Source organism: Tenacibaculum holothuriorum, from assembly GCF_002120225.1.
In the GTDB taxonomy this organism is placed as follows: Bacteria; Bacteroidota; Bacteroidia; order Flavobacteriales; family Flavobacteriaceae; genus Polaribacter; species Polaribacter holothuriorum.
The window spans coordinates 382,247-395,892 of record NZ_LAPZ01000001.1 but is presented as its reverse complement, the minus strand read 5'-3'; the positions used below and the strand labels follow the sequence as shown (position 1 = coordinate 395,892).

Here is a 13,646-nt window from a genome sequence, read left to right as displayed (position 1 = left end):
CGCAATATAGAAATAAATCTGTAATTGAATATGAATAAAAGATTAATAGTAGCAAGTACTTCTACAGTTCATGGTAGTACTTATTTAGAATATATACTCCCTACATTAAAGACATTTTTTAAAGAAGCTAAAGAAATTCTTTTTATTCCATATGCTCGTCCTGGTGGAATTAGTTATGAAGTATATACAGCAATAGCTAAAAAAGCATTTTTGACGATTGATAAAAATGTAAAAGGAGTTCATGAGTTTGAAAATCCGATTGAAGCTGTAAAAAATGCTAACGCAATTTTTACTGGAGGTGGAAATACTTTCGAGCTAGTAAATCAATTATACAAGAATAATCTTATTGAAGTTTTAAAGAAAACTTTAGAAAAGGGAACTCCGTATTTAGGTACAAGTGCAGGTAGTAATATTTGTGGTGTAACAATGATGAATACGAACGACATGCCAATTGTTTATCCACCAAGTTTTGATACTTTAGGAATGATTCCGTTTAATATTAATGCGCATTATTTAGATCCGAACCCAGATTCTACTCATATGGGGGAAACTAGAGAAACGCGAATTAAAGAGTTTCATGTATTTAATAAAACTTCGGTTTTAGGATTGCGAGAAGGAAGTTGGTTAGAAGTAATTGATAATGTAATTACTATAAGAGGAAAGTATACAGCAAGGTTATTTCAGCAAGGAAAAGATGCTATTGAATTGGAGAGTGATATAGAAATTCAATCATATTTTAAATAAAAAAGTAGCTTAATTAAGCTACTTTTTATGTTTTATGAATTTCTTCTTTCGCAAGCGAGTAAAGTGTTTTTTAACAACATTGCTATAGTCATAGGACCTACACCACCAGGAACAGGAGTAATATGAGAAGCTTTTTCAGAAACTTCATTAAAAGCGACATCCCCAACTAATCTAAATCCGTTTTTCTTAGAAGAATCTGCAACTCGGGTAATACCCACATCAACAATAACTACATTATCTTTTACCATTTCTCCTTTTAAAAATTCTGGAATACCAAGTGCAGCGATAATTATATCAGCTTTTTTAGTAATTTCTGATAAGTTTTGAGTTCTACTATGTGTTAATGTAACAGTAGCATTTCCTATTTTTCTTTTTTGAGCTAACAAGATACTCATAGGGCTTCCTACAATATGACTACGACCAATAACTACAACATTTTTACCAGAAGTTTCAATATTATAACGTTCTAATAGTTCTAGAATTCCAAAAGGTGTAGCAGAAATAAATGTAGGTAGGTTTAAAGCTAGCTTACCAACATTCATTGGGTGAAATCCATCAACATCTTTATCAGGATCAATAGCCATTAATATTTTTTGCTCATCGATATGGTCGGGTAGAGGTAGTTGAACTATAAATCCGTCAATATCTTTATCAATATTTAAAATAGCAATTTCGTTTAATAATTCTTCCTCAGTAGTTTCTTCAGAGAGTCTTATTAAAGAAGACTCAAAACCAACACGCTCACAAGCTTTAACTTTTGCGTTTACATAAGTTAAGCTAGCTCCGTCATTTCCAACAATAACAGCTGCTAAGTGTGGTGTTTTTTTGTCTTGTTTTTTTAATTCTGCTACCTCTAAAGCTATTTCAGCTTTAATATCTGCAGATGTTTTTTTACCGTCTAGTAAAATCATTTTTAGTGTGTTGTGTGTGTTTAGTGTTGTGTATAAATAAAAAGAGAAGCCGTAGCTTCTCCTTTGTTATTATCTCATGTTTTTCATCATTTGCATCATTTTTCTTCCGCCGCCTCCTTGCATCATCTTCATCATTTTGCTCATTTGATCAAATTGCTTCATCAACTGGTTTACTTCTTGTACCGAAGTACCAGAACCTTTTGCAATTCTTTTCTTTCGACTAGCGTTTATAATTGATGGTGAAGTTCTTTCGTCTGGAGTCATTGAATGAATAATAGCTTCAATTCCTTTAAAAGCATCATCATCAATATCTACATCTTTTAAAGCTTTTCCAGCACCAGGTATCATTCCAACTAAATCTTTCATGCTCCCCATTTTCTTAATCTGATTAATTTGAGTTAAGAAATCATCAAAACCAAATTGATTTTTAGCAATCTTCTTTTGAAGTTTACGTGCTTCTTGTTCATCGTATTGTTCTTGGGCACGTTCTACTAACGAGATAACGTCTCCCATTCCTAAAATACGATCTGCCATACGATCTGGGTGGAATACATCAATAGCATCCATTTTTTCACCCGTACCAATAAATTTAATTGGTTTGTTTACAACCGATTTAATTGATAATGCAGCACCACCTCGAGTATCACCATCTAACTTAGTAAGTACAACTCCATCGAAGTTTAATACATCATTAAAGGCTTTAGCAGTATTAACAGCATCTTGCCCTGTCATAGAATCCACCACGAATAATGTTTCTTGTGGATTTACAGCTTTATGGATGTTAGAAATTTCATTCATCATTTCTTCATCCACAGCTAAACGACCAGCAGTATCTATAATAACTACATTCTTACTATTTGCTTTTGCATGTTTAATTGCGTTTTGAGAGATCTCAACAGGATTTTGATTTCCTTCTTCAGCATAAACTTCAACACCAATTTGCTCTCCAACAACACGTAACTGATTAATAGCGGCAGGACGATATACATCACAACCTACTAATAATACTTGTTTTGCTTTTTTAGTTTTTAAGAAGTTAGCTAATTTACCAGAGAACGTTGTTTTACCCGAACCTTGTAAACCAGACATTAAAATTACAGTTGGTGAACCTCCTAAGTTGATACCTACCGTATCACCACCCATTAATTCAGTTAATTCATCTTTAACCAATTTAACCATTAATTGCCCTGGATTTAACGTAGTTAATACGTCTTGTCCAATCGCTTTTTCTTTTACTCTTTTAGTAAAATCTTTGGCAATTTTAAAGTTAACATCGGCATCTAATAAAGCTCTACGAACTTCTTTTAAAGTCTCAGCAACATTTACTTCGGTAATCTTTCCGTGTCCTTTCAGCGTATGTAACGCCTTATCTAACTTTTCACTTAAATTATTAAACATACTGTTTGTGTGCTTTTTTTGGAAGCACAAATATAGGAAATTTGGGTTAGATGTAGTACTAAGAACTTATGTTTTATAAGCTGCTGTTTATGAGTGGTTTTCTTCTAAAATCTTTGTGTGATGCTCTGTATGATAGGCTGTCCACATAATAATTTCGCGTACAGGCATTTTACCCATAAGAGGATGTGGTAAGATAATATTATCAAGATCTTTATCGTTCCACTTTTTTGTTTTATGCTGTAGTTTTTTGTTTTGTACTTGAAGTGTAAAAAGTAATTCTTTGTATTTTTTTTGTGAAGGTGTTTTTACATTACTATTAAACTCTTGAGCTTTTTCTTGATTTTTTGAAAGCTTTTCTTGATAGCGTTTTACAATTTCTTCATACGGTCTAACTTCTCGGTTAGCAACTCCAAATTTATATTTTAATAAAAACTTAGGATAGCTTAATGCAGTATTCACTTGCTTTATAGAATCAACTAAGTGAACGACATGTTGTCCTGTAGTCCATTTTCCTTCAGGACCTGTTTCATTGATAGCATCTGGTTGATTATTAGTCCAATCAAATAAATTTTTGTGTTTTTCTTCAAGTAAATCTGCAATCGCTTTTTTATCCATAGTTCTAAAATAATAACAGTTTAAAAATAGGAATTTAAAATTAATTACAATTGAATACATTAAAACTACAGTTCATTACATTCAATTTTTTTAAAGTGGGAAATGAAAATACATTTGAAGTATCAAAATCAAAAAAACGAATATTATGAAAGTAGCAATTAATTTATCAAAAATGTTTTATGTTAGAATTTTACTAGCATTGTTAGTTTTTCAAGGTCAAACAATGTTAGCACAATCTGTATCTGTTTCTAATTCAAAAAAGAATCAAACTTATACTTCAGTAGTTAATAATGGAGTTCATAAAATTCATGTTAAGAATAGTAAAACAGATTTTAAAGTAGAGTATGAAGGTGAAATTACGTTGTCTGATGATGATAAAGATATTGTAGATATTTCTAGAGGCGGATTTATTGAAATTAAAAAATCGAGCTTCGGAAAGAAGAGAAAAATTGTAATTGAAGCAGAAAGTGGAAAACTTAACAAACGTTATTATGTTGGGTGGAGTGAAAAAGATTATTACCCAGAAGGAAAAGCTTGGTTAGCAGAAATTTTACCAGAAATAGTAAGATCAACAACTATTGGTGCAGAGTCTAGAGTAAACAGGTTTTTTGATAAAGGAGGTGTTAATGCTGTTTTAGCAGAAATTAGAGAACTGAAAAGCGATTACGTTCAAGCGAAATATTTTGGGTATTTATTACAGAGAGATTTAAGCAATAGTGAGTTAACTAGAGTACTTCAATCTTCCGGGAAAAATATTAAATCTGATTATTACTTAGCTCAAATTTTAAAAAGTAATCAAAAAGCATTTTTATCGAGTCCAGAGACAATTTCAGCATACATTACAGCTTCAAAAAATATTGGTTCAGATTATTATATGGCACAAGTTTTAAGAGAAGCTATTAAAACGGATGATATTAATGACAATCAACTAACAGATTTACTTCAAATTTCTGAAGATATAGGATCTGATTATTATTTATCTCAAGTATTAACCGATATTTTAAAGAATAGAGAGTTGAATAAATCGAACATGAATAAGATAATGAAGCTTTCAAACAATATAAATTCAGATTATTACAAGTCTCAAGTATTAAAAAAAGCGTTGAATAAGAAGAATTTATCTTCTGAAAATTACGAGACATTTATTTCTTCAATGGATGATATTGGTTCAGACTATTACGCTTCAGGAGTTATTAATGGATTGTTAAAGAAAGATTTAGACGATAAATCGTTAGATAAATTGTTGCAATTAATTACTAAAAATGTAAGTTCAGATTATTACGCATCTGGAATTTATAAACGATTAAGTAAAAAGAAACTTAATGATAATCAGTTAATAAAAGTAATGGATGCTATGAAGAGAAATATTAGTTCAAGTAATTATTTATCAAGTTCATTAATTTCTTTTGCTCCACAAGTAAAAAATAGTTCTCAGAGAGTAAAAGACGCTTATATGAAAGTTGCAAAATCAATAAGTTCAGATACTTATTTCGGTAGAGCTATGAAAGCTATTTACTAAAATAAAAAATTAAGGTAGTTAGATTTTCTATAGAGATATTTAACTACCTTAGTTTTATGCAGTCACTACATCAACTAATCAATCAACCTGTAATGAAAAAGCATTTGCTTATCATTTTAATAGGAGCAATACTTGGGCTGTCGTTAGGTTATTATATTTTAATTAGCGATCAAGAATTAGCTGCTATTGAAATTATGTCACTTATTTTATCTGCTTTAGGTGGTATTTTAATAGCGTACGTAAGTTATTTTTTATCCATACAATTAGATAGATTACTACCTTGGAAAAATCAAGTTGGAAATAGATTATTTGTTGGAATTATAGCACATTTTGTATTGATTTCGCTTTTGACTTTTTCAGCAGTTAAATTATATAATTCTATAATTTTTAATACTGAAGATGTTTTTAATAGTTATGAATCATCTTTTATAAAGTTGGCAATTTTGGTGTTTTTAATTTGTATACTATTTCAAGTAATATACTTCGCATTATATTCTTATTACTCATATGCAACCTTGCAGATTGAAACCGTTAAGCAAGAGCGAAAACAAATAGAATTACAGTTAAATGCTTTAAAATCTCAGTTAAGTCCCCATTTTTTATTCAACGGATTAAATACAATTTCGTCTTTAGTTTATAAAAACGAACAGAAAGCAAAACTTTTTATTAGGAAGTTAGCAACTATGTACGATTATACCTTAAAAAGTTATGACACAAAACTTATCACTTTACAAGAAGAGTTAGCGTTTGTGAATTCATATATTTTTTTAGTTGAAACACGTTTTGAAAATAAGTTTCATTGTACAATAATGATTCCTGAAGAATTACTTGAAACTAAAATTCCACCATTAACATTACAAATGCTTATTGAAAATGCAGTAAAGCATAATGTATTGAGTGATGAAAACCTTTTGGAAGTAAGAATTACTGTGGATGGAAAACATATTAAAGTTCATAACAATATAACTTCTGTAGCTAAAAAAGTAAGTTCTTTTAAAATAGGATTAAAAAATATAAACTCAAGATATTTATTATTATACGGTGAAGGTATTATTACTACAAACGGAAATGATTTTACGGTTAAAATACCCATTATTGTATGAGAAAATTATTTGTGCATCAACCGTTATTTCGTTTGTTAAGTCCTGTTTTTAGTGGGGTAGTGGTGTATTTGCTTATTTTGTTAGTAAACAATAATGTAGCACAATTACAAGAAGAATTTTTAGGAGAGGAATTATATGTATGTATAGGGTTGTCATATGTAATTCAAGAATTTTCTAGGTTGTTATTGGTACTTTATAAACGACTTCCGAAGGTTAAAAATGAAGTTATAAACTTTATTATCCAAATTGTAGTATCATTATTTTTATGTGTAGTTATAGTAAGTGTTTCAATCACTATTTATTATAAAAACGTTTTAGGCTTTTCTCCTAATACAGAAGAGTTATGGCTTTTTAATAGTATTTTTTGCGCTATTACATTCATTTATATTTTATTATACATTAGTCATGAGTATTTGTTTAAAATAAATACTGAAAGGTTAAAAAATGAAGCATTAATAAAGCAAAGTATTGAAGCCGATTTTCAAGATTTTAAACAAGGAATTAATCCCAAGTTGCTTTTTGAAAGCTTAGAAACATTGCTAATTCTTATTGAGCAAGACAAAAACAAAGCAGATGATTTTATAGATTATCTAGCAACGATTTACCGTTATATTTTATCAAGTAAAAACAAACAATTGATTGAAATAACTGATGAAATAAACACCAGTAAAGAATTGGTAAAACTTTTTAATTATTTACCGTATAGAAATATAGTTTTAGAGAATAATTTACAATCTAAGTTTTTAGTAGTACCCAAAAGTTTATTATTTATTATCGAATTAATTGTAAGAACAACGATAACTACATCAGCTTTAGAATTAAAAATTATAGTAACAGATTCTGATGAGTTTTTTAAAATTGAATATTCATCTAACGATAAAATAACAGAACCATTCAAGGCTAGTATGCTTGCTGAAATAGAAAGAGTATATACAATTTATAGTGATGATTTAATTCAAGTTGAAGAAGAGAATAATAAAAGAACTATTTCTTTACCCAAACTAACAACCAAACTTTAAAATGAAAATTGTAATTGTAGAAGACGAAAATTTAGCATCAGAAAAGCTAGAGCGCTACTTATTAAAGTTTAATAGAGAAATAAGTATAATTAAAGTTTTATCAAGTATAAAAGATGCTACATCATGGTTTCAAGAAAATGAAAACTATGATTTAGTTTTTATGGATATTCAATTAACCGACGGATTGAGTTTTGAAATTTTTAATAGAGCAACCATAAATAAACCTTTAATTTTTACAACAGCTTTTGATGAGTATGCGGTAGATGCATTTAAAGTAAATAGTATAGATTATATACTAAAACCCATAACATTTACCGATGTTTCTAAGGCAATGAATAAGTTTAAAAACATGCAAAATTTATTCACTCCTCAAGAAGTTATAAAAAAAGTGGTAGATGAGATAGCTACTAAAAAAACAAAAGATCGTTTTTTGGTTCGTTTAGGTAATCATATTCATTCTATTAAAACTACAGATATTTCTCTGTTTTATGCTGATGGTAGAACGGTTTATTTAGTAACGAACAATAATAAAAAGTTTATTCTAGATTATAAGTTAGAAGATCTTATGAATGTTCTTAACACAGATTCATTTTTTAGAGTAAACCGAACCTTTATTATATCAATTAATACCATAAAAGATGTGGTAGTTTACTCTAATAGTCGTTTAAAAATATCACCAAAAGTAAGTGTTGATAAAGAAATAATTGTAAGTCGAGAAAAAGTATCGTTGTTTAAAAAATGGTTTGAAGGTAATTAGTATAACTTTTTCCTTTTCCATCCAATAATCAATCCAATTATTCCAGTAATTAACAACAAAGGAAAACCTATTAAAACTGAATTTGGAGTTAATTCTAATCGAGAAAATATTGTTATTAAAACCATAATTAGTCCAATAATTTCCCAAGATTTATCATGTTCCCAACGTTTCTTGTTTTCTAAAACAGGAGTTTTATTGAATAATATTTTAAACGTGCTCCAATCCCAAATTATAAGTAAAATTGTAGCTAATAACATTGAACCTGTTATTACTGGAGTATAGTTAAAATCGTAGGAAATGGTGACAAAGAAAATATTAGCGATTACAGTTAAAAATAATAGAGCACCTAATTTTGCATAACGCTGAGTCATCAACAAAAAACCAGCTAAAAATTGACCAATTCCTATAAATTTCCAATATATTCCAGATTGATACATGGTTTCAAAATAATGCCACGCAGAATTTATAGGATTTGAAGCACCACTATCTGCAGTAAAACGTAATCCTTGAATTTTTACAATTGCAGCAAAAACAAATGCAAATCCAAGCATGTATCGTAGATAAATAATAAATAATTGCGGTAGAGTTTTGTCTTTCATAATAGGTTTTGGTTAGTTTACCTAAGTAAGACGAATAAACTTACATTGTGTTACTTTTTCTGTACAACACACACTTTTCTAAATTAGGAAACTCAGCTAAAAGCGGATGATTAAATTCGTTAACTTTTTCCATACCTATTTTATTCATTACCGAAATTGAAGGAGCGTTAATAATTGGTGCAACCGATACGATTTCTTTTAATTTTAATTGTTGAAAACCATATAATAAACTAGCTTTAGCACCTTCGGTAGCATAACCTTTATTCCAAAAATCAGGATGTAATCTCCAACCTATATCTATTGAAGGATTAAAATCGGCCTTATAAGTTTGTTCAGATAGGCCAATAAAACCAATACTTTTTTGTGTAGTTAGTTCTTCAACTAAAAAATAGCAAAACTTAGTTTTATAATATAAGTTTTGCATTCTATTCATAAATGCTTCGCATTGTTCTTTAGTTTGAGTAGAAGGGAAATATTTCATCACTTCTTTATTTGAGTTCAGTTCAAATAAGAAATCTATATCAGAGTTTTTCCAATTTCTAAAGCCTAACCTTTCTGAAGTAAAAATATAATTTTTCATAGGGTGCTAAAATACAACAGGGCTATAAATCATCAGTAAAATGTTTACGAGTTTTTTCTTTTGAAAACTTCTCGTTGTTGTATTGTTTTGAAGCGTTTTTAGGAATAGAAAGAGATTTCCATTCGTCATTAATTAGCATTTTACCTAAAAATACTATTTGTCCAATATGATATGGATAGTGACAAATTTGTCGATTAATAGCTTCTGTAACTGTATGTCCTTGATTCCTTATATAAATAATTCTTTCTAAATCATCTGGTTGTAAAGAATTGATTGCACCTAAAAAACAGTTCCATCCTTTTTCCCAATAAGCTAGCATTTCATCTTTATCCTTAAAAGTATTTACAAATTCATCATCACGATTTCGCCATGGTTTTTCTCCATCTTCTGTAAAAAAGTTTGTCCAACGAGATAACATGTTTCCTGCAATATGTTTTATAATAATAGCAATAGAATTACTTTGTTTATTTTTTTGCCAAAAAAGCTGTTCTTCAGTTAGTTGTTCAAATGTTTTATCTCCTAAACTTTTATAATATGTTATTTGTTTTTTTACACTTGTTAAGTAAGAATTGTCCATAAAAAAAGAGCTGATATTCAGCCCTAATTTACGATTTTTTGAAAGATTTTATCCTTTGGGAATAAATTTTAAAGCGACTCCATTTATACAATGTCTTTGTCCTGTTGTTTCTCTTGGTCCATCATTAAAAGCATGTCCTAAATGCCCGCCACAAGTGTTGCATTTTAGCTCTGTTCGAGCATATCCGATTTTATAATCTACATCTAATTCTAAATTCTTTGTAATTCCTTGATCAAAAGAAGGCCAACCAGTTCCTGAATCGAATTTATTTTCAGATTTGTAAAGCGGTGTTTCACAGGCAGCACAAACATAAGTTCCTTTTTTATAATTCTTATTTAGTGGACTAGAAAAAGGTCTTTCTGTACCAGCTTCTCTTAAAACATAATATTGTTTTGGAGTTAAGGCTTTTTTCCATTCAGCATTCGTTTTTTCGATTTTATAAGTTCGCTGAACTTTCTTTTTCTTTTGTCCGTAGCTTGTGCAGTTAGCAATAAATACTGTTAGAATTATTAAAAGGATTTTTTTCATGTGTTTAACTTTTTGATAAAACCCTTTGCGAGAGTTCTATTTAGGTATGTTCCGTTATAAATTTTACGATCTTATTAGAGACATTATTGTTACGTAAAATTTTAGTGTGTCCAAAACCGTGAGTAACTAATAATGTTCCATTCTGTAAATTTTGACGAATATTATAGGACGCCCTTACAGGCACATCTCCATCTTCACTATCGTGAACAACTAATGTTGGAATTTTAACATTTTTTGCAGCATTCATCGGAGCATAATCATTCAGTTTTACCGACCAATTTTTTTCATAAAATTGCTGCATCTTTTCAGCTAATATTGGTTTTACACCCAAGTTTTTTGAGAAGTTGGTTAATACATTGGTTACAGAATCTGCAGCTCCAATAGTTACTAAACATTCTAAATTGAACTCTTTTTTATCAAGCGTATTTATTAAAGACATTCCACCAAAAGAATGACCAATAGCAGCATTAAAAGGACCAAATTCTTTGGTGATTTCAATAATTGTATCCATAAATTCGGGCATGTAAGTTCTTTTTCCATCAGATTTTCCATGTGCTGGTCCGTCAAAAGAAATTACCATATAACCTTTTTCTAAAAGTTTATCAGCAAGCATAAAAAGTTGAGTACTTCTTCCTGCCCAACCATGAACTAATAGTACTTTTTTCTTTGAATAACCATAAGATAAAACATGAATATTCCTGTTTATAGAAGGAACAAAAATAGATTTCTTTTGAGCACTTTCTTCCATAGTTTGTTCTCTTTTAGGAGTAGGGTAACCTATAGGAGTTGTAAATAAAAAATCGGCAAATCGCACTAAAAACTTATAAGATATTGATTGTAAAACCTTAGCAGATATTTGAATGAACTTTGGAATTTTTATACTAGCATCAAATTTTTTATTTGAGTGTAATAGATTCATAATTGTAAAAAAATAATTTTAAAGATAACTACAGAATATGTAACTTTAAAGAATAATTAAGAGCTAAAATAGTTTAATGAATGTGACTTTTACAATTTTTTGGGTCTTAAAAAGTACAAACTATTACATATAAAAAACTAAATTAAAATGAAAAGACTTATAGCATTAGTAATTACTACGGTATTTTTTATTCAGTGTAGTACAGTGCCAATTACTGGTAGAAAGCGACTTAACTTTGTAAGTGATGCTCAGGTTTTACCTGCAAGTTTTGCTCAATATAAAGGGTTTTTAGAAAAAAATAAATTATCTAAAGATGTATCAAAAACCAATCAAATAAAAAGAGTTGGTAAAAAAATATCGGCAGCTGTAGATAGATTTATGCGTGCTAATGGTATGAAAGCTGAAGCTGATTCTTACAAATGGGAATTTAATTTAGTAGAAGACAAAACTGTAAATGCTTGGTGTTTACCAGGAGGAAAAGTAGTTTTTTACACAGGTATTATGCCTATTTGCGCAAATGAAGATGGTGTAGCTGCTGTAATGGGACATGAGATTGCACATGCATTTGCTAAACATGGTCAAGAACGTATGTCTACAGGACAATTACAACAATTAGGAGGAGTAGCAGTAGCTTTAGGAACAAGAAATAGTAAGAATGCTCAAATGTGGAATATGGCTTATGGTTTAGGAACTCAAGTAGGAATTATGTTGCCTTTTAGTAGAAGCCACGAAACTGAAGCAGATAAATTAGGATTAGTATTTATGTTAATGGCAGGTTATGATGGTAATGAAGCTGCTGAAGTTTGGGTAAGAATGAGTCAAAAAGCAGGAGGTAAAGCACCAGCAGAATTTTTAAGTACGCACCCTTCTAACCAAACTAGAATTCAAACTTTAAGGGCGTTTTTACCAGAAGCTAAGCGTTTAGCAGCTAAATATAATGTTCCTTCCAATAAATAAGAGGATAAATAAATTATAGTATATTGCAAACCGTTCATTTTTTTGAACGGTTTTTTTATTGAATTTATTTATATGTATAAAATAGGAGATAAGAAGTTAATTAATGCTTGGGCGTTTTACGATTGGGCAAATTCAGTATATTCTTTAGTAATTAGTACAGCAGTATTTCCGTTGTATTATAGTGCTGTTACCGATGGTAAAACAGTACAATTTTTAGGAATGGAGTGGGAACATCCAGATAGTTTATATAGTTATGCTTTATCCTTTTCATTTTTAGTAGTAGCTTTTATTTCTCCAATTTTATCAGGAATTGCTGATTATACCGGAAGTAAGAAAAAATTTATGAAATTTTTCTGTTGGATGGGAGGTTTATCTGTAATGAGTTTATTCTTTTTTGATGGAGTAGATACCGTTTGGATTGGAATATGGTTTACTATTTTGGCAAGCATTGGTTTTTGGGCAAGTTTAGTATTTTATAACGCTTATTTACCAGAAGTAGCACATCCAGAGCAACAAGATAGAGCAAGTGCAAAAGGCTTTATTTATGGATATATAGGTTCAGTAATTCTATTAATTATAAACCTTATTTTAATCCAGATGCCAGATTTATTTGGAATCACAGCGGGTATGGCTTCAAGAATATCATTTGTTATGGTAGGTATTTGGTGGATTGGTTTTGCACAAATTACTTTTAAAAGACTACCAGACGATATTTATAATAAAAAACCTGAAGCAGATTATATCTGGAAAGGTTTTAGAGAACTACAAATAGTTTTAAAAGAAGTATTAGAATATCCAACATTAAAACGTTTTTTAATATCCTTCTTTTTATTAAGTGTTGGTGTACAAACCATTATTTTAATGGCTGCTATTTTTGGTTCATCAGAATTAGGACTTTCGTCAACAAGTTTAATAGTTACTATTTTGGTAGTACAAATTGTAGCTATTGCAGGAGCAGCTATTTTTTCTAGATTGTCTGAAAGAATTGGTAATATTTCAGCTTTAAAAATAACATTAGGAATTTGGACATTGGTTTGTTTTTGTGCTTTTATGTTAGATAAAAACCAAGAGCATGTAGCGGTTTATTTTTACGGTTTAGGAGGTTTATTAGGTTTGGTACAAGGAGCTATTCAATCGTTAACAAGATCAACATATTCTAAATTATTACCAGAAACCGAAGACCATGCAACCTACTTTAGTTTTTATGATGTTACCGAAAAAATAGCTATCGTATTAGGTACATTTGTTTATGGTTTACTTTATGCTATAACTAACTCTATGCAATGGAGTGTATTATGTTTAGCGATTTTCTTTTTAGCGTCATTTATAATTTTAAGCACGTTAAAGAAAACCAAGTATGTAGAATAAAACAACATGATTTAAAAATAAGATTTACTGAAGCTCCACATTATTTTGTGGA

The 13,646-nt window shown here is 29.6% G+C and carries 15 protein-coding genes; 7 read left to right on the top strand and 8 right to left on the bottom strand.

The features are described from left to right. The first annotated feature begins 30 nt into the window (after positions 1-30). Complete coding sequence (gene pepE / locus WH52_RS01945; RefSeq protein ID WP_086029231.1) at positions 31-744, top strand: dipeptidase PepE; 714 nt, start codon at positions 31-33, stop codon at positions 742-744. Between the two features lie 32 nt (positions 745-776). Here pepE and folD read toward each other — a convergent pair whose 3' ends face one another. The 3 genes from folD to WH52_RS01930 form a co-directional block, all read right to left on the bottom strand. After that, on the bottom strand, positions 777-1,655 hold the full coding sequence (folD, locus tag WH52_RS01940) for a bifunctional methylenetetrahydrofolate dehydrogenase/methenyltetrahydrofolate cyclohydrolase FolD (RefSeq protein ID WP_086029230.1): 879 nt from the start codon (positions 1,653-1,655) through the stop codon (positions 777-779). 69 nt (positions 1,656-1,724) lie between these two features. Next, positions 1,725-3,053, bottom strand: coding sequence for a signal recognition particle protein (gene ffh, locus WH52_RS01935; RefSeq protein ID WP_086029229.1), 1,329 nt, complete (start codon positions 3,051-3,053; stop codon positions 1,725-1,727). A gap of 87 nt (positions 3,054-3,140) precedes the next feature. Further along, positions 3,141-3,668, bottom strand: a complete 528-nt coding sequence (locus WH52_RS01930; protein WP_086029228.1) for a DinB family protein — start codon at positions 3,666-3,668, stop codon at positions 3,141-3,143. Positions 3,669-3,813: 145 nt separating this feature from the next. On the opposite strand from WH52_RS01930, the gene WH52_RS01925 reads away from it, so the two are divergent. From WH52_RS01925 to WH52_RS01910, 4 genes are read left to right on the top strand one after another with little or no spacing between them, the layout of a single operon-like run. After that, a complete protein-coding gene (locus tag WH52_RS01925) occupies positions 3,814-5,187 on the top strand; it encodes a hypothetical protein (RefSeq protein WP_233131499.1) in 1,374 nt (457 codons plus the stop codon). Positions 5,188-5,243: 56 nt separating this feature from the next. Then, a complete protein-coding gene (locus tag WH52_RS01920; protein WP_086029226.1) occupies positions 5,244-6,290 on the top strand; it encodes a sensor histidine kinase in 1,047 nt (348 codons plus the stop codon). After that, positions 6,287-7,309, top strand: a complete 1,023-nt coding sequence (locus WH52_RS01915; protein WP_086029225.1) for a histidine kinase — start codon at positions 6,287-6,289, stop codon at positions 7,307-7,309. Before WH52_RS01920 ends, WH52_RS01915 begins: the two co-directional genes overlap by 4 nt. Position 7,310: 1 nt before the next feature. After that, on the top strand, positions 7,311-8,066 hold the full coding sequence (locus WH52_RS01910; RefSeq protein ID WP_086029224.1) for a LytR/AlgR family response regulator transcription factor: 756 nt from the start codon (positions 7,311-7,313) through the stop codon (positions 8,064-8,066). On the opposite strand, the gene WH52_RS01905 is transcribed toward WH52_RS01910, so the two are convergent. From WH52_RS01905 to WH52_RS01885, 5 genes are read right to left on the bottom strand one after another with little or no spacing between them, the layout of a single operon-like run. Further along, the gene (locus WH52_RS01905) at positions 8,063-8,665 is read right to left on the bottom strand and encodes a hypothetical protein (protein ID WP_086029223.1); all 603 of its coding nucleotides are present in this window, start codon (positions 8,663-8,665) and stop codon (positions 8,063-8,065) included. The genes WH52_RS01910 and WH52_RS01905 overlap by 4 nt on opposite strands. 40 nt (positions 8,666-8,705) lie before the next feature. Continuing rightward, on the bottom strand, positions 8,706-9,245 hold the full coding sequence (locus tag WH52_RS01900) for a GNAT family N-acetyltransferase (protein WP_086029222.1): 540 nt from the start codon (positions 9,243-9,245) through the stop codon (positions 8,706-8,708). Positions 9,246-9,267: 22 nt separating this feature from the next. Next, positions 9,268-9,822, bottom strand: a complete 555-nt coding sequence (locus WH52_RS01895; protein WP_086029221.1) for a DUF1572 family protein — start codon at positions 9,820-9,822, stop codon at positions 9,268-9,270. 48 nt (positions 9,823-9,870) lie between these two features. Then, positions 9,871-10,350 (bottom strand): peptide-methionine (R)-S-oxide reductase MsrB, encoded by a 480-nt coding sequence (gene msrB, locus WH52_RS01890; RefSeq protein WP_086029220.1) that lies wholly within the window; start codon positions 10,348-10,350, stop codon positions 9,871-9,873. A 40-nt stretch (positions 10,351-10,390) separates the two neighbouring features. Beyond that, the gene (locus WH52_RS01885; RefSeq protein ID WP_086029219.1) at positions 10,391-11,269 is read right to left on the bottom strand and encodes an alpha/beta hydrolase; all 879 of its coding nucleotides are present in this window, start codon (positions 11,267-11,269) and stop codon (positions 10,391-10,393) included. Positions 11,270-11,416: 147 nt separating this feature from the next. On the opposite strand from WH52_RS01885, the gene WH52_RS01880 reads away from it, so the two are divergent. Both WH52_RS01880 and WH52_RS01875 read left to right on the top strand, forming a co-directional pair. Beyond that, positions 11,417-12,226: a M48 family metallopeptidase gene (locus WH52_RS01880; protein WP_086029218.1), complete on the top strand. Its 810-nt coding sequence runs from the start codon at positions 11,417-11,419 to the stop codon at positions 12,224-12,226. A 72-nt stretch (positions 12,227-12,298) separates the two neighbouring features. After that, a complete protein-coding gene (locus WH52_RS01875) occupies positions 12,299-13,594 on the top strand; it encodes an MFS transporter (protein ID WP_086029217.1) in 1,296 nt (431 codons plus the stop codon). Positions 13,595-13,646: the final 52 nt, after the last annotated feature.

Bases quoted from the DNA above. Each gene is read 5' to 3' on its own strand.
- WH52_RS01880 (WP_086029218.1), top strand. From the start codon at position 11,417: ATGAAAAGACTTATAGCATTAGTAATTACTACGGTATTTTTTATTCAG.
- WH52_RS01900 (WP_086029222.1), bottom strand. From the start codon at position 9,245: ATGAAAAATTATATTTTTACTTCAGAAAGGTTAGGCTTTAGAAATTGG.
- WH52_RS01925 (WP_233131499.1), top strand. From the start codon at position 3,814: ATGAAAGTAGCAATTAATTTATCAAAAATGTTTTATGTTAGAATTTTA.
- WH52_RS01895 (WP_086029221.1), bottom strand. From the start codon at position 9,822: ATGGACAATTCTTACTTAACAAGTGTAAAAAAACAAATAACATATTAT.
- WH52_RS01905 (WP_086029223.1), bottom strand. From the start codon at position 8,665: ATGAAAGACAAAACTCTACCGCAATTATTTATTATTTATCTACGATAC.
- WH52_RS01910 (WP_086029224.1), top strand. From the start codon at position 7,311: ATGAAAATTGTAATTGTAGAAGACGAAAATTTAGCATCAGAAAAGCTA.
- WH52_RS01915 (WP_086029225.1), top strand. From the start codon at position 6,287: ATGAGAAAATTATTTGTGCATCAACCGTTATTTCGTTTGTTAAGTCCT.
- WH52_RS01930 (WP_086029228.1), bottom strand. From the start codon at position 3,668: ATGGATAAAAAAGCGATTGCAGATTTACTTGAAGAAAAACACAAAAAT.
- WH52_RS01920 (WP_086029226.1), top strand. From the start codon at position 5,244: ATGCAGTCACTACATCAACTAATCAATCAACCTGTAATGAAAAAGCAT.
- ffh (WP_086029229.1), bottom strand. From the start codon at position 3,053: ATGTTTAATAATTTAAGTGAAAAGTTAGATAAGGCGTTACATACGCTG.
- WH52_RS01875 (WP_086029217.1), top strand. From the start codon at position 12,299: ATGTATAAAATAGGAGATAAGAAGTTAATTAATGCTTGGGCGTTTTAC.
- folD (WP_086029230.1), bottom strand. From the start codon at position 1,655: ATGATTTTACTAGACGGTAAAAAAACATCTGCAGATATTAAAGCTGAA.
- pepE (WP_086029231.1), top strand. From the start codon at position 31: ATGAATAAAAGATTAATAGTAGCAAGTACTTCTACAGTTCATGGTAGT.
- WH52_RS01885 (WP_086029219.1), bottom strand. From the start codon at position 11,269: ATGAATCTATTACACTCAAATAAAAAATTTGATGCTAGTATAAAAATT.
- msrB (WP_086029220.1), bottom strand. From the start codon at position 10,350: ATGAAAAAAATCCTTTTAATAATTCTAACAGTATTTATTGCTAACTGC.